Origin of the sequence: Devosia sediminis, from assembly GCF_016411825.1 — a bacterium.
In the GTDB taxonomy this organism is placed as follows: domain Bacteria; phylum Pseudomonadota; class Alphaproteobacteria; order Rhizobiales; family Devosiaceae; genus Devosia; species Devosia sediminis.
The window spans coordinates 1-22,821 of the sequence record NZ_JAEKMH010000007.1; the positions used below are offsets into that span (position 1 = coordinate 1).

The window sequence follows — 22,821 nt, forward strand, 5'->3', positions numbered from 1 at the left end:
GGCTGTCGCTGCAAGGCAACAGCCCGCCATTTTGCAGCTTCGGCTTTCGGGTGACCTCCGAGATGTTCGAAATGACCCCAACGGGGTCGATTTCCGACGCTCCCTATGCCTTCGGCTTGATGATATAGGGTGACAGGTCCAGCCCCTCGGGCAAGCGCAACGCGGCCAGCACTTCGACTTCTTCGACCAGCAAGGTCTTCTTGCCGTAATTGTCGCCGGCGGTCTTCATCGCATGGCCGGTCTGGCGGTCGGCGGTACGGGGGTCGATCTTGGCCACCCTCATAATGTCCTTGGCCGTGTGTCGGCTCGAATGGAAGGTGGTTTCATATGGCCGGTGGATGCCCAGCTTCTCCAACCGACCGTTGAGGCGCTTGGAAGCGGCATCGGCGGGGTCCTTCACCAGTTCCCTGCCATGCCGGAAGGCGTGAGGGAACAGCCATTCATCGGCCTTACGCTTGGCGCAGAGGTCGTAGAATGCGGTCTGCTCCAGTACCTCGTGCAGCGCGAACAGGCGGCGGCTGGTTTCGTTCTTGATCTGCCGTTCGGTCTCTTCACCCTCGATGATCAGGTCCGTGGTCAAGTCCGCGACCCAGAGCGTGTCGTTGATCTTGCGGACGTCCTTGCCCTGCAAATAGATCAGTTCGCCCACGCGGGCACCCGTCAAGGTAGCCAAGAGCGGCAACCACTTGAGGTCGGGGCGCGTCTCTTGTGCCGCCGCCTTGAACCAGACGTTCAGTTCCTCGACGGTGAAGGGCACACGGACCACGGAATCGCGGGCCGTATTCGGAATGGTCGGGCTCATGTCGGCGAGTGGGGAGCGGAAGTCATGTTCTGCCGCCATGGTCTTGAAGAACATGCGAAGCGGGCTGAGATAGTTCGCTTCGATGGCCTTGCCGGTGAGCGTTGGGAAACGGCGGTCATTCAGGGTGTCGTTGTGATCGGCAGCCTGTGCACGCGTCATGCCGTGAAACGTCCGTTCCTTGGTCATATTGGCCGGTGACCGCGCCAGCACGTTGGTGAAGCTCTGGAAATCAGAGAACCGATATCGGTTAACCGGCTTGTCGCCGGCATATTCGACGAAATCGCGAATGCGGTTCGCGTCGGTCTTCACCTTCTTGTCCTGCGCGTGGTCCTTGCGGAGAGCGGTCCAAACCTCAAGCTGATCCAACAGCATGGGCTTGTCGGGGCCACCGTCCAAAACCTGCTGCACCTGTGCCGACAAGACCGCGATCTTGGCGGCAATGTCGTCGCGCTGGCTCTTCGGCAGGCTCTCCGCAGTCTTGGCGAGACCGTCGATAGCACCGCCCAGCAGTTTTAATGGCTATTCGTGTTGATTTCCGCCGAGAAGTGACCCAGGTTTTCCATTGAGAAGTGGCTCTGACTCACATTTGCTGCTGTTCGGGCCAAGGTTCGCGCTGGTTCGTAGGAGGATCAGCAGATGCAGCATGGTTTTCAGCGCGCGAGCCTTGCGCCGAGTGGTTTTGCAGTAGATGCGGTGCAGGTCTTGGCGGACAGGGTGCAAATCCTGCTTCGATCTCGCCGATCGTGGGGAGACTGCCCTGCCTGCGGAGGCCGTAGTCGGCGTGTGCAAAGTCGCTATAGGCGACGGCCAGCAGATTTGCCGCTCGGTGGACGACGGGTAGAGCTTTCGATCCTGACGCGTCGGTTTTGGTGTGATGGTGTTCTTTGCGGCCGTCGCATTTTTTGCGAACGTTTCGATGACAGCGTCTTGGGTCGGTATAGCCGGCGCACGCAACGGCTCGAGACCATCGTGCACCATCTCGGTCTGGCTTTAGGCGGCAGGCCCGCAGCCAGTTTTGCGGATCGTCTCATGATACCGGTTAGCAAAGACACACTGCTACGCGTCGTCCGCCGACGGGTCACAGACCATGATGACACGTTGACGGTGGTTGGAATCGATGACTTCGCTTTCCGGCGCGGGCAAACCTATGGGACGCTTGTCTGCGACCTCGAGCGTCGCAGGCCGGTCGTCCTGCTGCCAGATCGCGCATTGAATACCTCCCGCGCCTGGTTGGCCGAGCATCCATCCATATCAGTCGTTGCCCGAGATCGTGGAGGCGGCTATGGCGAGGCGATCGCCAGAGGCTTGCCGAATGCCCAACAGGTCGCCGACCGCTGGCACCTCATGGAGAACTCAAGCCGCGCTTTCCTCGACGCCGTCGGTAAATCCATGCGTCAGATAAGACAGGCGGTCGGCAGCAATATCGTCGACCCCAAGCTGCTGACCTATGCCGAGAGGCTGCAATACGAAGGATATCTGCGCCGGCAGGAGACTAGTGAGGCCATCAAAGAGCTGTCGAAGAAGGGAACCTCGATCCGTCAAATCGTCCGTCAGACAGGCCATAGTCGGAAGGTCGTACGCGACGTTCTGCGCGGCCAAAGGTTCGACGTGTTCCGAACAAGGCCAAGTTCTCTGGATAGCTGGCTCCCGTGGCTAAACACCCGTTTGGACGAAGGCGTCCGGAATGCTTTGGCGCTCTGGCGCGAGATGCAGGCACAGGGCTTTCCAGGACAAAGCGGTGTCGTCTCACAATGGGCGCAACGCCGGCGTCTTGCTGAAAAGGCAAATCAAAGCGGGTTGGCACGAACACCGTCTGCGCGCGTCATCGCCAGGCTGTTGACCACGGCGCGGGATGATCTGGCAAAGTCCGAAGCGATCTTGGTCGCTGCGATCGAAGTGAATGTACCCGAGCTGGTGGTGGCCCGCACAGTTATCGGGGACTTCCAGTCCATGATCCGATCCAAAACAGCGACGAAGTTGGATGACTGGTTGCAGGCGGCAAAACTCAGCCTTGTAAGCTCATTTGCCAATGGTGTCGGAAAGGACCTGGCCGCCGTCAGAAACGCGATCGTCTCGCCTTGGTCGAATGGGCAGACCGAAGGACAGATCACGCGCCTGAAGCTCGTGAAACGACAAATGTACGGGCGCGCGAAGCTCGATCTCCTGCAGGCGAGACTGATCGGAGCCCCATAGCCGAAGCTTCAGCAAAAGTGCGCCAGAGCCAAATCTCGATGGAAATAGTCCCGCCTAACGGGTCACTTCTCAGTGGCAATCAACAGGCGCGCTCCATGGTGATCCAGCAGAAGACGGTCCGACCCGTCCAGTTCCAGAGCTCGCTGCTTGCGCCGCTGCCAAACCCGCGCTCGACCTTCAGGACCTTCGAAGCACTTCCCGCTCGAGCTCGGGGACGCTTGTAGTGAATTCCTGTACGGCTTGCGAGAGAGCAGCTGAGGATTGGATTGAGTAGTGGGTCTGTCCCGGCAAAATGGCTAGTCGATGCTGATTCATTACGGAAGAATCCCAGCCAGCATCCCGCAGACCGCCTACAAGCCTAGAAAAATACTCGACCATGTGGCTGGGCATCACCGAGTCCCAGTCACCGGATACCAGCAGCGTCGGCGCCGGAAGTCCCCGCTTCAGCGCTTCTCCGTGATCATAGCCAGCCGAGCCAGCGGCCATTCCACCCAAAGCGAGATGGAGCTTCGGCCAATTCTCCTCAGGGTTGTCGGCGACCTTTACATACATGTCATACAGGGGCGTTCCCCTCATCGGTTCGATGCTGCTTGCACCGATCGTTCGTAGCGCGGCCTGCGTGGTGTCGTGCCACCCGCCCCAAGAAAATGGCGCAGATACGATGACCAAACGTTCGACCACTTTCGGATACCGCAGCGCAACTTGCAGAGCGACTTCTCCACCCATTGAATAACCAAGGAGATTGGCCCGCTCGTATCCTATGTGGGCGATCACCGCGACGACGTCGTCGGCGAGGCTGCCGTGAGACATGGGTCGATCGAATGGAGCAGTCCGACCATGGCCCTGCAAATCTACTCCGATGACCGTGTGATGTTCCGAGAGTTGTTTGATCATATGGTCGAATGTTTCGATCATCCCAAATCCACCGTGGATGAGCAGGATCGGCCTGCCGTGGCCATAGGTTTGATAGTACACTTCGCCACCAGACACAGGCACGTAGCCGGACGATTTTGGCTTTATCATTGATAGCTCCAAATTAGCTGGCCGCCCACTTGAAGCGGCCACAGGTTTTCATGCGCTGCCGTGTCGAACATCCGTGATGCGATCGCAGTTTTCATCGACCAACCCATGTCTCGACGCTGGGTGGCGCGGGCTAGCCATGCACGGCTCCGTCAGTTTCATTTTGACCTGAGTCGCTGCTCCTGGGCGCGTGGTCATGCACGATTGACCATCTGAACCAGCGGCTCTCTCGGTGTTATTCGGAGAGCATACGTCGGGCCAAATAGAGCACCGTCGTGATGTTGCGAGTAACGCAGTTCCCGAAGTCCTCTCGTGCAATCCGTCCGAGCTCAGCTAAAACGGCTTCGCGATCTGAACGTAGGCTGACGTTGGAGTAGCTCGCATAAAGGTCCATGATCTGGGATCCGTTGAGAGTGACTGACCATGTGCTTTGATGCACCTCTATGCTGTCAAAAGCTTCAGCGGCCCTCAATGCGGAGACGCGCGCGTCTACATCCGCCCCGAACTCCAGGTGAGGATGACCTCGATTCGATGGATTGGCAGGGCCAGAGGCGAGCAGGTCTAGAGTAGCTTCATGAAAGGGATCCCGTTTGTGGGGATCACCATAGATGTTCCAGAATGGGGCCCACCAACCTCCCGGGCGGATAGCGTCGGCAATCCTCCGCAACGCCGAGCTCTCATCCAGCCAGTGGAATGCAGTAGCGCAGATGCCCAAGTCGAAAGAGAAGGGGTCCAGATCGGCGTCCTCGAAAGCACTGTTTACGACCCGAAGTGCCGGAACAGCGGCACCTTTCGAGAGAAAGGCTGCTAATCGAGGGTCGGGTTCAATTGCGACGACCGGGTTTGCGCCCAAGGCCAATAGCTGCCGAGTAGCTTTTCCAGTTCCCGCTCCGATTTCGAAGGCAGCAGTGCTGGTACCCACATCGCAACGTGATGACAGGCACTCGAATACCCACGCGGGATAATCTGGCCGCGCCCGATCATAGCTAGCGGGATCAAGGCCAAAGGCTACCCGTCCAGCACTTTTCAAGATTTCTGAGGTGATCACCTTCCAGCTCCAAGCTCGAGACGTACCAGCTTATCCAGCGCCAAGTCTGGTGAGCACCCACTGAAATGCAAAAAATGTGACCTTTAGGTCTCATTTCCGTATTGACACGAGACCTTACAGTCACCTATCGGGTTGCACATGGATGACGTGTTCAAAGCTTTGGCTGACCCTACCCGCCGGGCATTGCTCGACGCTTTGCAAGAACGAGATGGGCAGAGCCTAAGCGCCTTGGAAGCAGCTCACGGAATGTCTCGATTTGGAGTGGCCAAGCACCTCAGGGTGCTGGAGGCCGCCGGACTCGTGGTTGCGCGGAAACACGGTCGCGAACGCCTTCATTTCCTGAATACCGTCCCCATCGCGCAGATTTACGACCGCTGGGTATCGAGGTTCGCAGCCCCATGGGCGGAGGCGCTTGTCCATTTAAAATCGGAGCTGGAGACGACTGTGCAAAAGGTATTCGAAATCTACATCAAGGCCTCTCCAGAGAGGATTTGGTTCGCGCTGACCGATCCCGACGAAAGGGCCAAGTATCAGTTTGGCCTTCTTTTTTCGCCTGAGTTCCGCGCAGGCGAGCCTTACACGGCGGCAGGAGGCGGTCGGACCATAGTCTCTGGCGAGACGCTGGAATATGACCCCCCAAAGCGGCTCGTTCAGTCCTACAACGCACACTGGACTCCAGGAGTCGCAGCATACGCACCTTCCAAAGTTACTCTTGAGATCGAGCCGATCGGCGACTCCTGCAGGCTCACCGTTGTCCACGACATGCTGCCGGAAGGTGCCAATCCGGAGCTCTATGGAGGGTGGCCCATGATCCTGTCTGGTCTCAAGACCTTGGTTGAAACTGGAGAGCTTCTGACAACGCCAGGATCTATCCGCTGGGGCCATGGCGAGAACGCTCCATGAGCAGCAAAGCGATGTCGAAGCTTAGTAGCCGCCCTATTATCTTCATCTCAGCTGGCCTGGTGCTTGCGGCTCTTGCCATTCCGCCAATCGCCGTGGGCGCAATTCTGTGGCCGGCGAGCGAAGCAATTTTGCGACCGTCTGGGCCAGGTGGCGTAGGTGAGATAGGTAGCTGCTCACAACTAGCAATGCAGGCATGGGGCACGGATTGCGGGCGCTTGAGCGCGCGAACGGACATTGAAAAACTCCCGTGGGAGGTCCAGTCGGACAACGAGTACATGCTCAGCGGCTGGATACTTCGCTCCAACGCTCAGGACGAGTACCGAAAGGTGCTGCTTTATGTACCTGGTGGCGGCAGCGACCGAAGGGAAGCCAGTCGGTACGTCGATCTGGCACACAGCCTCGGATTCGACTTGGCCTCCTTCGACCCGGTTTGCCACGGAATCTCGCCGTGTATTGGAGGCGGAGTGTCGTACGGCGATAAAGAGTCGGTGGATGTCAGATCTGCGGTCCGGCAGCTGACTGCGAGCTACCAGCATGTCGTTGTGATGGGAAGCTCTGTCGGCGCTTTGTCCATTTTGAGGGCCTTGCCGTCGACGCACGGTGTTGATGGCGTCATTCTCGAAAACCCCATGGAGAGCCTGTATCAGTTGCTTCGGGATGCTCGCGAGTCGGAGGGGCTACCCGATTGGATGGTGGCTAGCCTTGCGGGTGTAGCGCAACTGCGCGCCGGGTCGTCCGCAGCTCCGTCGGCAGTTGAAGCTCTAAGGATGGCCGACCTTCCACCTCTGCTGTTCATCCACAGTAAGTCCGATCAACTGGTTCCATTCGACCACACTGTTCGCTTGGCGGCCGAGGTAAGGGGAGAGGTTGAGGTCTGGCTGCCCGAGCAAGGGGATCACGGCCAGGTTTGGAACGCTAACCCACTGAAGTTCGAAGGTCGAGTACGTCGTTTCCTTACGCACCTGAACTGAAGACCCCGTGCGGGAGGCTCTCAGCCTTAACCCGCCCCTCCCTGAACACCCCTGAACCGCCAAAGATCCCAGGTAAGACCATGACTGCTCACAAGCTCAAACTCTTGAAGTCTGACATCCTGCTTGGTGAATGTCCCAGATGGCATGAGGGGCGCTTGTGGTTCGCAGATTGGGTCGGACAGGCGATCCTTGCGGTGGACGAGAGCGGAGACAGCGAAGTCCAGCTGAACCTTGCTTCGCTACCGATCTCCTTCGATTGGCTGCCGGATGGCACGTTCGTGGTCGTCAATGCCACGGCTAAGAAGCTGCAAAAGTCGAACGGCGGCGCTCTCGTAGATTTCGTAGACTTGGGTGGAGCTGAACACCGTTACAACGAAATCGTGGTGGACGGCGCAGGACACATCTACCTCAACAACGTGAACTTCGAATTTCCGGGCGGTGATTTTCGCCCCGGCTTCATCGCCCTCGTCCAGCCAGATGGGTCAGTCGTTCGGCAAGTAGGCGACTTGGCCTTCCCGAACGGCATGGTCGTCACACCTGATGGTGGCACCCTCATCTGTGCCGAGTCGTTCAACGGGAGACTCACTGCGTTTGACATCGAGAGCGATGGCGCCCTGAGCAACCCACGCCTATGGGCGCAACTCGAGGGCCAAGGCGGCGACGGGATGTGCATGGATGCGGAGGGAGCTTTGTGGATCGCTGCAGGTGCTCGGTGCGTCCGAGTCGCCGAAGGAGGGCAAGTTCTGGACGAGGTTCCCTTAGACCGCATGGCTTTCGCCTGCATGCTAGGAGGGCATGATGGTCGGACCCTGTTCATTTGTGCCAACGAGTGGACCGGATCAGTGAACGTTACTGCTCGTACCGGCAGGCTATATTCCACAACAGTCAGCGTTCCTCACGCCGGCTATCCGCGCTCAGCTTAGGCCCTAAGCATTGCCGCTGCAGATGGGTTGACGAGAGCCGGCACGCGAAAGTGGCAGAGAACAGTACAGTTCTGTCATTTCTGCCACGCCATGAATGTTGTATTTTCCTGCCAGATCAAAGGAGCCAATACATGACCGAAATTGCACGATCGACACCCGAGGAAACAAGCTCGTCACTGAACTCACTTGAACGATGGGCAAAAACGTTGCAGTGGTGGCCCTCAGGCAGGAGCCGTAGCGGCTGGCGTATTCGCTTTTGACCTCGCTCAAGGTCGAGATCTGGCGCCGGTAGTTACGGCATCCGCGCTTATTTATCTTGGCGCTGCGGCTCTGCAGAAGAAGAGTTCGTCGTGGCCTCTATTCTTTGCAAGCTTGCTTCTTGGCGGGCTGGGGTCATTCTTGTTTGACCTCAATGCGGCATGGGTGCTGATCATTCTTAGTGGCCCGCTTCTCGCTTATGGTGTCGTGAAAGGCGTGTTCATCCGCCCCATGAGCGGACTGCCGCTTCAGACCATCGGAATGCTGACCTTTAGTGCGGCGGCTCTGGTCGCGTTGGCCGTTGAGCCCAAGGTGGGCGCCCTTCTAGTAGCTGTGGCTCTCTTCGCGCACGCCGCGTGGGACGTTTACCACCATCGGGTGAACAGGGTCGTATCTCGGTCGCTCTCCGAGTTCTGCTTCGTCCTGGACACCGCGCTGGGCATAATCATCCTGGTCACGATTGCATAGCCATTGGTGAGTAGACAGCGATGCATGTGCCGCGCCTAGAGACGGACAGATTAGTGCTACGTGCCCATTGTCCAGCCGACTTCCACGAGTGCTTGCGCCTGTGGAGCGATGAAAATGTGACGAAGTACATCACAGGCCGCCCCTCTACGTCTGAGGAGGTCTGGGGTCGCATCCTTCGTTACGCCGGCCACTGGGAGCTACTTGGCTACGGGTACTTCCTTGTTGAGGACAAGTTCAACCAAGCACTAGTCGGTGAAGTGGGTATAGCCCATTACCATAGGGACGCGTTGACGTCGTTCGGTGAGCCCCCGGAAGCCGGTTGGGCTTTGCTGCCGCGGTACCAGGGCTTAGGTCTCGCGCGTGAGGCTCTTACTGCAGTCCTGTCATGGGCGGAGAAGAAGGGGCTGCGGAAGACGACCTGCCGCATAGACCCTCGAAATCTCGCCTCGATCAAATTGGCAAAACGATTGGGATACGAGAAATACGACGAGGTCACAGTAGGTGACCTCCAGTCGGTGCTTCTTCAGCGCGGGTAGGGATGAATAGTGCTGGCTTGAATGAATGCGATCGATTGAAATGAACCGCACCGGGTTTGCCGGAGGCTCCAACTCCTGAGTAGGATGGAGCATGACGAGCAAGACGACGAACAAGTTTTCAGTTGAGGTCCGGACCCGTGCGGTGCGGATGGTTCAAGAGCATGGCGGGGAGTACCCGTCCCGCTGGGCAGCGGTGGTGTCGGTTGCCGGCAAGATCGGCTGCTCGGCCCATACCCTCAACGAGTGGGTGAAGAAGGCCGAGGTCGACAGCGGCAAGCGGGCTGGCGTGACCACGGATATGGCCGAGAAGCTCAGGTCCCTGGAACGGGAGAACCGGGAGCTGCGTCAGGCCAACGAGATCCTGCGCAAAGCCTCCGCATATTTCGCCCAGGCGGAGCTCGACCGCCCGTTCAAGCGATGATCGCCTTCATTGATGAGCACCGGGATGCTTATGGGGTCGAGCCGATCTGCAGGGTTCTGCCGATCGCCCCATCCAGCTACCACGAATGCGTTGCCCAGCGCCGCGATCCTGTCCGGCGGTCTGCCCGATCCCGGCGTGATGAGACCCTCAAGCCTGAGGTCCTGCGGGTCTTTGCCGAGAACTTCGGCGTCTACGGCGTGCGTAAGGTCTGGCGGCAGATGAAGCGGGAGGGGTATGACGTTGCCAGATGCAGCGTCGAGCGCCTGATGCGCGATCTGGGCCTGCAGGGCGTGGTCCGTGGCAAGCCAGTGCGCACCACGATCAGCGACAAGGCGGCGCCTTGCCCGCTCGATCACGTCAATCGCCTGTTCCATGCCCCGGCGCCCAACAGGCTCTGGGTCTCCGATTTTACCTACGTCGCGACCTGGGCCGGGTTCGCCTATGTGGCCTTCGTGATCGACGTCTACGCTCGCTATATCGTGGGTTGGCGGGTCAGCCGCACCGCCCATGCCAGCTTCGTGCTGGATGCCCTCGAGCAGGCGATCCACGACCGCCGCCCCATCCATCGCGGCGGTCTGGTGCACCACTCAGATCGCGGGTCGCAATACGTCAGTATCCGCTATACCGAGCGCCTGGCCGAGGCCGGCATCGAACCGTCGGTGGGCAGCGTCGGGGACAGCTACGACAACGCCTTGGCCGGAAGCATCAACGGTCTCTACAAGGCGGAGGTGATCCACCGGCGCGGGCCCTGGCGAAACATCGAGGCCGTCGAGTTCGCCACCCTCGAATGGGTCGACTGGTTCAATCACCGGCGCCTCCTCGAGCCCATCGGCAATATCCCGCCAGCGGAAGCTAAGGCAAACTTCTACGCCGCACTGGAACAACCGGCCATGGCCGCATAACTTAAATCAAACAGCCTCCGGAATTCCCGGTGCGGTTCAGCGCTTCCTGCAGATGTGCGGCCATCATCTGGTTGACCCCGTCGCCTGCACGCCTGCCTCCGGTTGGGAGAAGGGTCAGGTCGAGAACCAGGTCGGCCTGGTGCGGGAACGCTTCTTCACGCCGCGTCTGCGGTTCCGGAGCTATGACGAGCTCAATGCCTGGCTGCTGGACAAGACCATTGCCTATGCCCGGGCACACCGGCATCCCGAGTTCCGCGATCGGACCATCTGGGAGGTGTTCGAAGCCGAACGCCCCAGCCTGGTGCCCTATACCGGCGCCTTCGACGGCTTCCATGCCGTGACCGCATCGGTCAGCAAGACCTGCCTGGTGCGGTTCGACAACAACAGATACTCGGTCGCGGCTCATGCCGTCGGTCGGCCGGTCGAGATCCGGGCCTATGCTGACCGCATCGAGCTGCGCCAGGATGGCCTCGTGGTGGGTGAGCATGCCCGTTCCTTCGGGCGCGACCAGACCATCTACGATCCCTGGCATTACGTGCCGGTGCTGGCCCGCAAGCCCGGTGCTTGGCGCAATGGCGCTCCGTTCAAGAACTGGGTGCTGCCGGTCAGCATCGAGAAGATCCGGCGCCGGCTGCGCTCTGCAGACGATGGCGACCGGCAGATGGTGAGCATCCTCACCGCCGTGCTCAGCGATGGTCTGCCCGTGGTCGAGGCGGCCTGCGCAGAAGCGGTGCGCGAGGGGGTCTGTTCCGCCGATATCGTGCTCAATATCCTGGCCCGGCAACGCGAACCGCGCAGCCCGGTCACCATCCTCAATACCCCACAGGCCCTCCGGCTCCGCATCGAGCCAACGGCCGATTGTTCCCGCTATGACAGCCTGAGGAGGGCAATATGATGGAACGCTCCGAGATCCTGGCCACGATGAACGCGCTCAAGCTTTACGGCATGAAGAGCGCCTATGACGAGATCATCGCCACAGCCATCAAGCGCGAACATCAACCCGAACGGATCGTCTCGGACCTGCTCACCTCCGAGATCGCCGAGAAGCAGGCGCGGTCCATCAAATACCAGATGACCATCGCCAAGCTGCCCCTGGCCAAGGACGTGGATGACTTCGTGTTCGATGATACCGGCATCAACGAGACCCTGGTGCGCGACCTGGCCGCCGGCAACTTCCTGACCACCCAGCGCAACATCGTGCTGGTCGGTGGCACCGGGACCGGCAAGACCCACCTGGCCATCGCCATCGCCCGGGCCTGTATCCGCAATGGTGCGCGGGGCCGCTTCTTCAACGTTGTCGATCTGGTCAACAGGCTCGAGACCGAGACCCGGGCTGGCAAACAAGGCCGTCTGGCCGAGTATATGGGCCGCAAGGACTTCATAATCCTCGATGAACTGGGCTATCTGCCCTTCGCCCAGTCAGGCGGCCAACTGCTCTTCCACCTGGTCAGCCGCCTCTATGAGCAGACCTCGGTCATCGTTACCACCAATCTCACCTTCGGGGAATGGCCCTCGGTCTTCGGCGATGCCAAAATGACCACAGCGCTGCTCGACCGACTGACCCACCACTGCGATATCGTCGAGACCGGAAACGATAGCTGGCGCTTCAAGAACAGAGCCTGACCATCTCGCCTCGCGGGCCGAACGCCTGCGCAACCCTGACCAGCTCCGACGTCCGGCCCGCCCCCACAATCATCAGGGGGTCAATATTGGATGCCGATAGGGGGTCAACAGTACCGGATGGGCCACGGCGTCGGCCGGAGATCGCATTTGGCGGTGAGCACGTCGTGCACGTATTCCGCCATAGCCGAGCCCCAAACCATTGCCGGTCCGTCATTGAACGGCTGTTCGCGCATCGGCAAAGCCCTCCAAGTATCTCGCTCTTCGCCCTCTGGCATGAAGCCGTAGTAGAACGCGAGGCTATGCAATCCCGCAGATGGTTTTCCAGCGATCATTCCAGCAGCTTGAGCAGGTGAGATATCGAGTAGACGAGCAAGTTTCGCCGCCCCGTCGGGAGAACCGAAATCCTCCCGTGCGTGCGCGAGCAGCGCGAACGTCGAGGTGACGTACCGATTCATTCGAAGAATCTGGGTGACTGCGCTGCTGTGGGTCATGGGCGATTCCTTTTCCTGCATTCAGCTTTCCGGAAGTCCCCCGGATCTGCAAGCCTTCATTGCCGGAGTCACGAGGATCGTCGTCCAACCGACAGTCGAGGTGGAACAGATGAAGTCCTGTGCCACCAAGCACGGATGGCAGCAGAAGACGTGGCAGCGTTGCGCGCGCGCGTCTTGGCCATGACGACCATGCCTAGCCTGTCGCGGATGCACGATCCCGATGGCAAGTGTCGTCGCTGGAGCGAAGGGAAAAATAGAGTTCGGTAACCCTCCGAGACGTCAAGGTCTCCCAGCGAAGCCCCATCTTGCTTTCGAGTATGCTTCTCATCGCGCTTGGCGCGCGGTGGAGAACTTGAGCGAGATTGGCGTGGCCATCGGACGAGTTCCTGAACTCGCCGGTTGCGCAGGACAATTGATACCTGTCGCAGGGTGAGAGGATCACCAGGAGGTCACCCTGTCTGGCGTAGAGTTCGAAGCGGTTGTCAGAGCGAGAAGCGGTACACCATCTCGTTCCCATGCCCCACCACGCTGCCGCGGCTTGGCTTCTCAGCAGCACAAGCCTCCAGCGTCCCTCGTCGAACAGCACCTCGCTGCCCGCCATGGCCACATCGCGTTCCGCACGGCGCAGATCTCGCCGTCCCGGTCCCTTGATGTATCCCTCGGCGTTGAAGAGGTCCTGAGCGGAATGATACGTGTTTACGTCGCCACGACCCTTGGGCAGGAACTTCCTGATACGGTCGAAATGTTGAAGAGCCGCCATCACTTCGGCCAACTCTCCCGCGCCGCACATGGCGCGCAGACCCAGGATGTCCCAATTCCTGCGACGCCAGCGCGATAGCCATGAAAGGTAACGCCCTGCCGGCGTGGGATCGCAGCTTGCCACGAGGTCGAACATGCGCTCCTCTCTCTCCACGGATAGATGCGGATCAAGCCGCTCCTTCAACGCTTGATGCCAAGCGTGTTGAAGATGATCGACCCGCACGAAGTCAGCTCTTTGAAGATTCGCTTTCATACATCGAGAGTTCCTCGAGGTGTTAGTTCCGGGAAGTGTGATTGAACACGGATCCCCGGATCAATTTTGATGACGGCTGCCCATAGACGCCGCACGTCGCTTCTGCCCCTTCAGCAGGGTCGAAACGTCACTTTCGGCAGCCTTGTCTTGCCAAACGGCTAAAACGATCTCGCTCTGCGACGGGATACTCACCACTGGCGAAGTGATTCCGTCCATCATCTCTTCATTCGAGTTGGCGCGATCCAACCATGCCCTTTTTATCCATGAGGTTCTCCGGCCTTTAACAGCGAAATGGTTACCCGAGCACATCGTGATGACGGCTAACGTCGCTTCGTCGGAACTTGTGATTTCTTGGCCCGTTGGCTTCGGGCATTGAAACGGATCAGCCATGCAGGACCCTTCATCCACATTGGAGATCGTCTCCGAACGCGCCACCCTGGCTAAGCGCGAGGTCGTGACCGGCAAGGTTCGGGTCGAAACCCGCACCGAGCATCACGACGAACTCGTGACGGCCGCCTTGCGCTCGGAGGCTGTCGATGTGGAGCGGGTACCGGTCAATCGCGAAGTCGACGAAGCACCGGCCATTCGCACCGAGGGCGACGTGACTATCGTCCCGATAGTTGAGGAAATCCTCATCGTCGAGAAGCGTCTCGTCCTCAAGGAAGAGCTGCATATCCGCCGCACCGTTTCGCACGAGACCGTCGAGACCAGTATCGATCTTCGCGAACAACACGCGGTGATCGAACGGCTCGATGTCGCCAACCCTACCTGCGAAGAGGAAACTTGAAATGAGCCAAATCTCGAGTGTTGACAACCGAACCCTGTCGGCGCTGTTCGACAGCGAATCCGAAGCCTCGCGCGCCGTCGATCGCCTGAACCAGGCTGGCATTACCACCGCCCGCATTGTGCCAGGCTATGAGAGCGACACCCCGGTCCAAGACCGGTCGCAGCACCATCAGGGCTTCTTTGCCGCGCTCGCCGATTTCTTCTTCCCCGACGAAGATCGCTACTCCTATGCCGAAGGCCTGTCGCGCGGCGGGTATCTCGTCGTTGTCGACAATCTCGCGGCCAGTCAGCACGATGTCGCCCTCGATATCCTCGATGATGAAGGTTCGATCGATCTCGACGAGCGCGAGGAAAGCTGGCGTAGCGAAGGCTGGTCCGGCTATTCGGCTGATGCGGTGTCTTCTTACACGACCGAAAGCGCCTCTGCCGGCGGGATCAGCGGCACCTATGGCGGCTCCAACACCGCACAGGCATCGTCACGCACGCTTGAAGAGGGCGGCAGCGAGGCCATTCCAGTCGTCGACGAACGCCTTGTCGTGGGCAAGCGCGACGTCAATCTGGGCCGAGTTCGCGTGCGGTCTTATGTGCGTGAGGAACCGGTCAGCGCCGACGTCAATCTGCACAACGAAAACGTCACCATCGAGCGTCGATCCGTCGACCGTCCGCTTGGTGCCACCGACAATGCTTTCACGGATCGCGTTATCGAGGCGGAACAGCATGCCGAAGAGGCGGTGATCGCCAAGGAAGCTCGTGTGGTCGAGGAGATATCCCTTCGCAAGGAAGGCACTGATCGCACCGAGACCGTCAGCGATACAGTTCGTAAGACGGAAGTCGAGATCGAAGACGATCGCTCGGTCGACATCGATCAGTCGCGCAACCGCATCTAAATATTCGCAGCGGCGCCCCGACGGGGCGCCGCCAGGCTTCCGGCAAATGTTGCCTGCCGCCCGTTCCCAGCATCGAATGGCGAAGCTGCGAGCCGTCTGAACCCGATATCCCTTTCGAGTGGAACCCGATCCACTTGAATTACTCGGCCTGCGCATCCATATGCGAGTCCCCAAGCCTGATCCCGCGTGCCGCTCGTCCGCACGACGTCCACTTCCCCTACTTAGGAGACGTCGTCGTGCTGCTCACGTTCGAGAATCCTCAAGTCCGCGAGATCGCGGAACGCATCCACGCTCTTTCCCGTGACCTCCGACTCATCGAGGAGTTGGAGGCGCCATCCATCCGGGACATCTCTGCCGCCCCGGTGTTGAACGATTGGCGCCTGGGCCGGCGCGCCGAGCCCGCATTGATGGGGTTTGTGGAAGGCCATCCGAGCGTGAGGCCGGGGCCGGTTGTCACCTCTGGAGTGTATTATCTCGACCCTATCGCCGGATATGCCAGGACGTTGTCGCGCTGGTACAGGCTTGGCGATCCGCAGCCTTGAGCAATTAAATCCGGTCTTCTTAGCCGATGTAGTCCAGACAACATCGGCTACGAAGTGTGATGGATGAAGATGAACGGTTAAGATCGTTCTGGCATATACCGACCCAAGACGCTGTCATCGAAACGTTCGCAAAAAATGCGACGGCCGCAAAGAACACCATCACACCAAAACCGACGCGTCAGGATCGAAAGCTCTACCCGTCGTCCACCGAGCGGCAAATCTGCTGGCCGTCGCCTATAGCGACTTTGCACACGCCGACTACGGCCTCCGCAGGCAGGGCAGTCTCCCCACGATCGGCGAGATCGAAGCAGGATTTGCACCCTGTCCGCCAAGACCTGCACCGCATCTACTGCAAAACCACTCGGCGCAAGGCTCGCGCGCTGAAAACCATGCTGCATCTGCTGATCCTCCTACGAACCAGCGCGAACCTTGGCCGAACAGCAGCAAATGTGAGTCAGAGCCGAGAAGTGACCCGCCTTTTAGTTTTCTTTCGGGTCGGTTGTTGCGGTCAAGGGTCTAGGTTTCTCCTTTGGTTTCGGCGGGGGATGAGCAGAGCTGTTCTTGAAGCGGAAGCTGTCGTTTCCGGTCTCAAGGATGTGGCAGTGATGAGTGAGCCGGTCGAGCAGCGCCGTGGTCATCTTGGCGTCACCGAAGACGCTGGCCCATTCGCTAAAGCTGAGATTGGTGGTGATGACGACGCTGGTATGCTCGTAGAGCCTGCTGAGCAGGTGGAAGAGCAAGGCGCCACCTGAAGCACTGAACGGCAGGTATCCCAGCTCGTCGAGAATGACGAGATCGGCATAAGCGAGGCGCCCGGCAATCTGACCAGCCTTTCCTTGCATTTTCTCCTGCTCGAGCGCGTTGACCAACTCGACGGTCGAGAAGACACGAGCTTGATCCACCGTCGTTTTGGCCGCCCAAAACTGCGGCGGTCTAAGCTTCCGAATGCCTTACACGGGGACGTGAGCTCCGCGGCAGCATCCAACGGCGAACAATGCTATACATCCTCGCTGACGATGGCATCAAACGACGATCGACAATGGCGGCCATCACGAATCCTGGGTCATCGAGCGGATTTGTCGAGACCTGACCGTTTGCGTGCCGACAGGTCCAGGCGGCGAGGTCGATCCTTCGCTTCAGCCCCCCAGGCTGGTCAAGGGCATTTCGAGTTGCAGGCTCAGCCCCTCCGGGCGCCATTCTTTGGAGATCTGGCCGTCGATGCCCCGGAGCGCTGCTTTCTCCAGCGTCGATCCAAAGCCTTCGCGCTCCGCTCGGTCCTCCCGGCATGGCGCCCCGCGCTCGATCCAGTTCACGCGGAGCTTCTCACCGGCCAAGGCGAGCTCGATCGCGAGATGACCTTGCGGGGTAGACAGCGCACCGTATTTGACGGCGTTGGTGATCAGTTCGTAGAGCAGCAGAGCCAACGACGTTAGTCCTGCGCCTTTCAGCGGTGCGTCCACGCCGGTGATCTCGATGACTGCCCCTTGGGCCTGCTGATGCGGAGCCGTCAAGGCCTGCAGCAATGACATCACCGAGGTGCCGGTCTCGCCCTGGCTGTCCGTCGAAGGGTCGGGCAAGGTCAGTTCATGGGCGACAGCAAGCGCATGCAGGCGGGACCGCAGATCGGATTCCAGCTCTGCCACGCTGTTCGCGGACCGGGCGCTGAGAGAAATCAGACCGCCAGTGAGGCTGAACAGGTTCTTTATCCGGTGATTGATCTCACGCAGCATGACGTCCTTGTGCTGCGTGGCTTCCTTCAGCGCCTCCGCATGCACCGCCAGTTCATCTCTTTGCGAGGTCAATTGCTGACGTTGTCGATACAGTTCGAAGAAGACTGCGACCTTGCTGCGCAAAACGCTCGCTTCGATTGGCTTCTGGATGAAGTCGACCGCGCCGGCTTCATACCCGCGGAACCGCCGCTGTACGTCGGCCGCGCCCGCAGTCACGAAGATGATCGGGATTCGGCGGGTCCGCTCGTTTCCGCGCATGAGTTCGGCCAACTCGAATCCATCGAGGCCGGGCATCTGCACATCGACGAGCGCCAGAGCGACATCGTTCTGGAGCAGTATTTCAAGCGCTTCGTCGCCCGACCGGGCTTTGAGCAGGAGCAGCTCGTCCTGACGCAGCAGTGCGTCGAGGGAGAGGAGATTTTCTTCGAGATCGTCGACCAGGAGAAACGGTACTGGCTCCATATCAGACTTCAACCTCTCGCAGGAAGGTCGAGATTTCGGCCAGGGCCAAGACTCGGACTTGTGGACATGCCGCGATTGCGGCCTCCGGCATCGCCGGTGCAAAGGCGGTTCGAGGGTCTTGGACGATGCCGATTCCTCCTGCTCCAACAATGGCGGCCATTCCGTTGGCGCCATCCTGATTGGCTCCAGTCAGGATCAACCCAATCAGTAGCGGCCCAAGAGCCTCCGCTGCGCTCTCGAACAGGACGTCGATCGATGGGCGCGAATACAGGACTGGTTCGTCTCCCGAAAGCGAGAGTGTCTTATCGGCTTCGACCTGGAGATGATAGTCCGGGGGCGCGAAATAGACCACGCCTGGCTCTATAGGCATCTTGTCCTCGGCCTCAACCACCATGAGACGACATTTGGCCCTGAACAGTTCAGCCATGACGCTGCGCTTGTCGGGAGGAACGTGCACCACGACAAGGATCGACAATCCGGAATCCTCGGGGATGGAAGGCAGTATCGCGCCGAGCGCGTCGACGGCGCCTGCCGAGGCGCCGATGACAACGATTTGAGGTCCCGGGCGCATCATTCGCTGCTCCGCTGGTAGATCTTCTCCTCACGCACGAAGTCGGCGAACGCAGAGGCGTGACTCGAGAACCGAAGGCTCTCCTTCGATCCAAGGCCTAGGAAGCCGCGGCGGGCCAAGGAGTCCTCGAACAGCCCGAGCGCCCTATCCTGCAGTGCCTTGTCGAAATAGATGAGGACGTTCCGGCATGAGATCAGGTGCATCTCGGCGAAGACAGAGTCCGTGACCAGACTGTGATCGGAGAACACGACGTTCTTGCGCAACGTCTTGTCCAACGACGCGCGCCCGTAAGCGGCCTGATAATAATCCGAGAGCGAGGATTTCCCGCCGGATTGCCGGTGGTTCTGGGTGAACAATGGTATTCGTTCCATCGGATAGATACCGGCTTGAGCGGTTTCCAGCGCGTCGTGATTGATATCGGTGGCATAGAACAGGGTGCGCTCTTCCAGTCCTTCTTCTCGGAAAAGGATCACCAGAGAATAGAGTTCTTCTCCAGTGCTGCACCCTGCAACCCAAACCTTCAGCGAAGGATAGGTCTTCAGGTGCGGAACGACGCGCTCGCGCAGCGCGCGGAAATAGCTCGGATCGCGGAACATCTCACTGACCTGAACGGTCATGAACCGGAGCAGTTGGGGCAGCATGTCTGCGTCCCGCAAGATGCTCTCCTGCATGGCAGAAAATGTCGAGAAGCCGAGTTGTTCCCGCGCCTGCCGCAGGCGCCGCTTTATCGAAGCCATGGCATAATTTCGGAAATCATAGTGGTACCGGAGAAACAAGGCTTCCAGCAGCAGTCTGATTTCTATGTCCTCGACCTTCTCGGGCAGCTCCGTCACTTGGGCATCCACACGCGGACGAGGGAGAGCAGCTTCTCGACATCGAGGGGCTTTGCCATGTAGTCGTTCGCGCCGGCATCGATGCATCGCTGTTGGTCGTCGGGCATTGCCTTCGCCGTCAGAGCGAGGATGGGCAGTTTCTTCCAGACGGGGTTCTTCCGGATCTCCCTCGTGGCGGTGAGGCCGTCCATTACCGGCATCATGACGTCCATGAGGACCAGATCGATGGCGGTGTCCGATTCTTCCGCCGCCTTGGCGAGGCGATCCAAGGCTTCCTGGCCATTGCGTGCGATCTCGACGACCGCACCACGAGGCTCGAGGATATTGGTCAGCGCATACACGTTGCGCACATCGTCCTCGACCACGAGGATGCGACGGCCCTCGAGAAGCGCGTCTCGATTGCGCGCTCTGCGGATCATCTTCTGCTGTTCGTCGGGAAGTTCGGACACCACCTGGTGCAGGAAGAGGCTCACTTCGTCGAGTAGGCGTTCAGGCGACTTGGCGCCCTTGATGATGATCGATTTCGAGTACTGCCGCAGCCGCTGCTCCTCGTCCGCGGAAAGGTCGCGGGCGGTGTAGACGATCACTGGCGGGAAAGCGTAGGACGTGCCCTGGCTGAGCGTTTCCAGGAGCGAATGGCCCGATCCGTCTGGCAGGGTGAGATCCAGCACCATGCAATCGAATGTCTGCTGCTTCAGCAGCTCCAGACATTGCGCGGCGGTGCTCGCTGTCACCGTCTCGACGGCACGCGATGCCAACAGCGTGACGATGGCATCGCGCTGGACCGGATCGTCCTCGACGATCAATACCCTGCGCACGCCTTGATCGAGACGCTCTTCGAGGCGGTGCAGCACGTCCATCAACTGATCGCGGTTGACGGGTTTGATGGCGTAGCCAACGGCGCCGAGCGAGTAGGCAGTATCCGTGTGATCGCTGGCGGACACGACGTGGATAGGGATGTGGCGGGTCCTGACGTCGCGTTTCAAGCGGTCAAGAACCGCCAGCCCCGACTGGTCGGGAAGACCGACGTCGAGCACGATGGCATTGGGCAGAAATTCTTGCGCCAAGGACAGGGCCTCCTCTGCGGTGCCGGCCACCAGCGACTTGAAGCCGGCCTGCCGCGAAAGATCGCGCATGATTCCGGCGAAGGAATCGTCGTCCTCGACGACGAGTAGCACTCGGTGCCCCCCTGCCAACGCATCCCTGTCGTCCTCGATCTTCCGATGAATTGCAGGGACGGACTCTTGAGGAGAGGATGCGGGCATCGCGGCCATCGAGACCGGCAGGGCATCGTGCGGCTGGACCGCTGCGGCGTCGTATTTCGAGGGGATGGTGACGGTGAACGTGCTGCCTTTGCCCACTTCGCTCTGGAGCTCCAACACACCGCCGAGAAGACGCACCAACTGGCGAGAGATCGACAGACCGAGTCCCGTGCCCCCATAGCGGCGGCTTATCGTACTGTCGGCCTGGTGGAAGGCCTCGAAGACGCTGCGCTGCTGATCAGGGGCAATTCCAATCCCAGTATCAGTTACGGCGAACGAGATTTCTCCGCTGCTCGATGGCGTAACCGTCATGGCGACGGCGCCCGTCTCGGTGAACTTGATTGCATTGGAGAGTAGGTTTTTCAATACCTGCTCGAGACGCTGGGGATCTGTCGCGACGGTGGGCGGGCAGTCTGCAGCTACGTCGACCCGAAAATCGAGCTTCTTCTCCGATGCCAAGGGCTGGAAGAGCTGGCGCATACCCTGCGCCAAGCGCTCCACCGGCACGATCTCCGGATGCATCTCGACGTGCCCCGCTTCGATCTTGGAGAGATCGAGGATATCGTTGATCAGGTTGAGGAGGTCGTTACCAGACGCTTCGATCGTCTTGGCATATTTGACCTGTTCGGTGGTCAGGTTGTCCTGCGGATTGTCGGCGAGGAGACGGGCAAGGATGAGCGAAGAGTTGAGCGGTGTCCGCAACTCGTGAGACATGTTCGCCAGGAAGTCCGACTTGTATTGACTTGCCTGCTCCACCTCGCGTGCCTTGTGCAGAACCGCGGAATTCGCGCGTTCGAGATCGTCGCGCTGGGCTTCCAGTTGCTGCGCTTGTTCCTCCAATTGCGAGTTGGTTTGTTCGAGCTCGACCTGTTGTTGCTCCAACCGGGCCTGCGACTCCTTGAGAGCTCTTCCCTGTTCCTCCAATTCTTCATTATTGACCCGCAGTTCCTCGCTCTGGGTCTGCAATTCCTCGGACTGCCGCTGGGTCTCCTCAAGAAGGTTCTGCAGCTCGCCCCGATACTTCGCGGACCGAACCGCGATCGCAATTCCCTCCGACGCACGGGCGAGGAGCGCTATGGCCTTCTCGTCGATCGAATGCACGAAGCCGAGCTCGATGACGGAATTGACTTCGCCTTCGACGATGCCGGGGACGATAGCCAGATATCTTGGTTTCTCGGAACCCAGCGCCGATCCGAAGGCGATGTAGCCCTGAGGAACGTCACCAACGACGATCGTTCGCTGCTCGGCAGCCGCCTGGCCAAGCAGACCTTCCCGGGTCCTGAAGTGCATTGGTACCTGCGCCCCCTCCGGTATGCCATACGCCGAGGCCTTGCTGTAACGATCGCCATCGCTGACATAGATCGCGCCGGCCACGGCGCCGACGTACTCCGCCAAATAATCCAGGATGGCATTACCGAGCCGGTCGATCGACTGGTCGCCCATGGCCGCCGTCGCGAGACCGACCTGGCCCGCCTGAAGCCATTGATCGCGCCGCCGCAAGAGTGTGGTCCGCCGCAGCATGAATGCGATCACGATGGTGAGCAGAATGCCCAGTGCCCCCGACAACAGCGTGCTGAGCAGGGCCCGCTGCTGCGCGTCTTCCATTTCGACGATCCGCAGTCCTCGTATGCGCACTTCCTCGTCGGCCATGGCTCTGATCTGGGCTCGAATGGCATCCATCTCGATCATGCCTCGATCGGAATTGACGAGGGCGAGAGCTGCTTCGATCCCTGCAGTCCGACGCAGTTCGATCGTTTCGTTCAATTCGGCGAGCTTCGCATCGACACGCTGCCGCAAGATCTCCAAGCGATCCTCTTGCACCGAACTCTGGTTGGTCAGATTGGCGATCCTGTCCAGCTGCGGCCCGATGGCACGCAGAGCGGAGTCGTAGGGAGCGAGATAGGTATCTGTGCCGGTTAGCAAATAGCCGCGTTGCCCGGTTTCCGCGTCCTGCACGTGTGACAGGAGCTCGTCCAAGGCGACGATGACGACGTGCGTTTGGACGATGCGCTGATTGCCTTCGCGAAGGGCTTGGAAATTCGTATACGCGACAAATCCGCTCGCGATGAAGAAGATCAACGCCCCGGCAAGCCCCATTGCCACACCGGGATCGATACCAAGCGAAGTTCTTGAAAAGTCGCGGGTGGCGCTGCCATTCATCGTTTTTCTCATTGTTG

22 protein-coding genes, 2 pseudogenes and 1 other annotated feature are annotated in these 22,821 nt (G+C 59.7%); of the genes and pseudogenes, 12 read left to right on the forward strand and 12 right to left on the reverse strand.

Going from position 1 to position 22,821, the window contains the following annotated elements; translation table 11 throughout:
• Nucleotides 1–103: 103 nt before the first annotated feature.
• Nucleotides 104–1,222, reverse strand: coding sequence for a tyrosine-type recombinase/integrase (locus JEQ47_RS19820; protein WP_126148581.1), 1,119 nt, complete (start codon nt 1,220–1,222; stop codon nt 104–106).
• Nucleotides 1,223–1,438: 216 nt separating this feature from the next.
• On the opposite strand from JEQ47_RS19820, the gene JEQ47_RS19825 reads away from it, so the two are divergent.
• Nucleotides 1,439–2,995, forward strand: a complete 1,557-nt coding sequence (locus tag JEQ47_RS19825) for an ISL3 family transposase (protein ID WP_198878182.1) — start codon at nt 1,439–1,441, stop codon at nt 2,993–2,995.
• A gap of 177 nt (nt 2,996–3,172) precedes the next feature.
• On the opposite strand, the gene JEQ47_RS19830 is transcribed toward JEQ47_RS19825, so the two are convergent.
• Together JEQ47_RS19830 and JEQ47_RS19835 are read right to left on the reverse strand one after the other, a co-directional pair.
• On the reverse strand, nt 3,173–4,018 hold the full coding sequence (locus JEQ47_RS19830) for an alpha/beta fold hydrolase (RefSeq protein WP_198878183.1): 846 nt from the start codon (nt 4,016–4,018) through the stop codon (nt 3,173–3,175).
• Between the two features lie 232 nt (nt 4,019–4,250).
• Nucleotides 4,251–5,063 (reverse strand): class I SAM-dependent methyltransferase, encoded by an 813-nt coding sequence (locus JEQ47_RS19835; RefSeq protein ID WP_198878184.1) that lies wholly within the window; start codon nt 5,061–5,063, stop codon nt 4,251–4,253.
• 138 nt (nt 5,064–5,201) lie between these two features.
• Between JEQ47_RS19835 and JEQ47_RS19840 the strand changes: the two genes are divergently transcribed.
• The 8 genes and pseudogenes from JEQ47_RS19840 to istB all read left to right on the forward strand — a co-directional run bounded on the left by JEQ47_RS19840 (nt 5,202) and on the right by istB (nt 12,068).
• The gene (locus JEQ47_RS19840; protein ID WP_198878185.1) at nt 5,202–5,966 is read left to right on the forward strand and encodes an ArsR/SmtB family transcription factor; all 765 of its coding nucleotides are present in this window, start codon (nt 5,202–5,204) and stop codon (nt 5,964–5,966) included.
• Complete coding sequence (locus JEQ47_RS19845; protein ID WP_198878186.1) at nt 5,963–6,937, forward strand: alpha/beta hydrolase; 975 nt, start codon at nt 5,963–5,965, stop codon at nt 6,935–6,937. Before JEQ47_RS19840 ends, JEQ47_RS19845 begins: the two co-directional genes overlap by 4 nt.
• A gap of 80 nt (nt 6,938–7,017) precedes the next feature.
• The gene (locus tag JEQ47_RS19850) at nt 7,018–7,860 is read left to right on the forward strand and encodes an SMP-30/gluconolactonase/LRE family protein (protein ID WP_198878187.1); all 843 of its coding nucleotides are present in this window, start codon (nt 7,018–7,020) and stop codon (nt 7,858–7,860) included.
• 399 nt (nt 7,861–8,259) lie between these two features.
• Entirely contained in the window at nt 8,260–8,586 is a 327-nt protein-coding gene (locus JEQ47_RS19855; protein ID WP_126148587.1) for a hypothetical protein, read from the forward strand.
• 20 nt (nt 8,587–8,606) lie between these two features.
• Nucleotides 8,607–9,122, forward strand: a complete 516-nt coding sequence (locus JEQ47_RS19860; protein WP_236021018.1) for a GNAT family N-acetyltransferase — start codon at nt 8,607–8,609, stop codon at nt 9,120–9,122.
• Between the two features lie 91 nt (nt 9,123–9,213).
• A protein-coding gene (locus JEQ47_RS19865; protein ID WP_236021020.1) for an IS3 family transposase occupies nt 9,214–10,445 on the forward strand; the annotation gives its coding sequence in 2 pieces (ribosomal slippage) (nt 9,214–9,508 and nt 9,508–10,445; 1,233 coding nt in all).
• Nucleotides 9,498–9,614 (forward strand) — a sequence feature (AL1L pseudoknot). (Overlaps the previous gene by 117 nt.)
• Nucleotides 10,446–10,482: 37 nt before the next feature.
• Nucleotides 10,483–11,340 (forward strand): annotated as a pseudogene (locus tag JEQ47_RS19870) (Mu transposase domain-containing protein); the annotation flags it as partial.
• Nucleotides 11,340–12,068 (forward strand): IS21-like element helper ATPase IstB, encoded by a 729-nt coding sequence (gene istB, locus JEQ47_RS19875; protein WP_126148905.1) that lies wholly within the window; start codon nt 11,340–11,342, stop codon nt 12,066–12,068. The pseudogene JEQ47_RS19870 and the gene istB, both read left to right, overlap by 1 nt.
• A 104-nt stretch (nt 12,069–12,172) precedes the next feature.
• On the opposite strand, the gene JEQ47_RS19880 is transcribed toward istB, so the two are convergent.
• The 3 genes from JEQ47_RS19880 to JEQ47_RS19890 form a co-directional block, all read right to left on the reverse strand.
• Entirely contained in the window at nt 12,173–12,580 is a 408-nt protein-coding gene (locus JEQ47_RS19880) for a hypothetical protein (RefSeq protein ID WP_198878190.1), read from the reverse strand.
• Nucleotides 12,581–12,752: 172 nt separating this feature from the next.
• Nucleotides 12,753–13,571 (reverse strand): hypothetical protein, encoded by an 819-nt coding sequence (locus tag JEQ47_RS19885; RefSeq protein ID WP_198878191.1) that lies wholly within the window; start codon nt 13,569–13,571, stop codon nt 12,753–12,755.
• 60 nt (nt 13,572–13,631) lie between these two features.
• Entirely contained in the window at nt 13,632–13,961 is a 330-nt protein-coding gene (locus JEQ47_RS19890) for a hypothetical protein (RefSeq protein WP_126148592.1), read from the reverse strand.
• Between JEQ47_RS19890 and JEQ47_RS19895 the strand changes: the two genes are divergently transcribed.
• The 3 genes from JEQ47_RS19895 (at nt 13,960) to JEQ47_RS19905 (ending at nt 15,786) form a co-directional block, all read left to right on the forward strand.
• The gene (locus JEQ47_RS19895) at nt 13,960–14,358 is read left to right on the forward strand and encodes a YsnF/AvaK domain-containing protein (RefSeq protein ID WP_198878192.1); all 399 of its coding nucleotides are present in this window, start codon (nt 13,960–13,962) and stop codon (nt 14,356–14,358) included. The two genes, JEQ47_RS19890 and JEQ47_RS19895, sit on opposite strands and share 2 nt — an antisense overlap.
• A 1-nt stretch (nt 14,359) precedes the next feature.
• A complete protein-coding gene (locus JEQ47_RS19900) occupies nt 14,360–15,244 on the forward strand; it encodes a YsnF/AvaK domain-containing protein (protein ID WP_126148594.1) in 885 nt (294 codons plus the stop codon).
• Nucleotides 15,245–15,480: 236 nt separating this feature from the next.
• The gene (locus tag JEQ47_RS19905; protein WP_126148595.1) at nt 15,481–15,786 is read left to right on the forward strand and encodes a DUF6634 family protein; all 306 of its coding nucleotides are present in this window, start codon (nt 15,481–15,483) and stop codon (nt 15,784–15,786) included.
• 77 nt (nt 15,787–15,863) lie between these two features.
• On the opposite strand, the gene JEQ47_RS19910 is transcribed toward JEQ47_RS19905, so the two are convergent.
• The 6 genes and pseudogenes from JEQ47_RS19910 to JEQ47_RS19935 form a co-directional block, all read right to left on the reverse strand.
• Nucleotides 15,864–16,184 carry a transposase family protein gene (locus JEQ47_RS19910; RefSeq protein ID WP_223214056.1) on the reverse strand — a complete coding sequence of 107 codons (321 nt, stop codon included), beginning with the start codon at nt 16,182–16,184 and terminating at the stop codon, nt 15,864–15,866.
• A gap of 81 nt (nt 16,185–16,265) precedes the next feature.
• Nucleotides 16,266–16,682: pseudogene (locus JEQ47_RS19915) on the reverse strand (ATP-binding protein); the annotation flags it as partial.
• Between the two features lie 240 nt (nt 16,683–16,922).
• Entirely contained in the window at nt 16,923–17,978 is a 1,056-nt protein-coding gene (locus JEQ47_RS19920; RefSeq protein WP_126148596.1) for a sensor histidine kinase, read from the reverse strand.
• Nucleotide 17,979: 1 nt separating this feature from the next.
• Nucleotides 17,980–18,552, reverse strand: coding sequence for a chemotaxis protein CheB (locus JEQ47_RS19925; protein ID WP_236021022.1), 573 nt, complete (start codon nt 18,550–18,552; stop codon nt 17,980–17,982).
• Nucleotides 18,549–19,382 carry a CheR family methyltransferase gene (locus JEQ47_RS19930; protein ID WP_223214058.1) on the reverse strand — a complete coding sequence of 278 codons (834 nt, stop codon included), beginning with the start codon at nt 19,380–19,382 and terminating at the stop codon, nt 18,549–18,551. The genes JEQ47_RS19925 and JEQ47_RS19930 overlap by 4 nt, the downstream gene beginning before the upstream one ends.
• A complete protein-coding gene (locus JEQ47_RS19935; protein ID WP_198878193.1) occupies nt 19,379–22,804 on the reverse strand; it encodes a response regulator in 3,426 nt (1,141 codons plus the stop codon). Before JEQ47_RS19935 ends, JEQ47_RS19930 begins: the two co-directional genes overlap by 4 nt.
• Between the last annotated feature and the right edge of the window lie 17 nt (nt 22,805–22,821).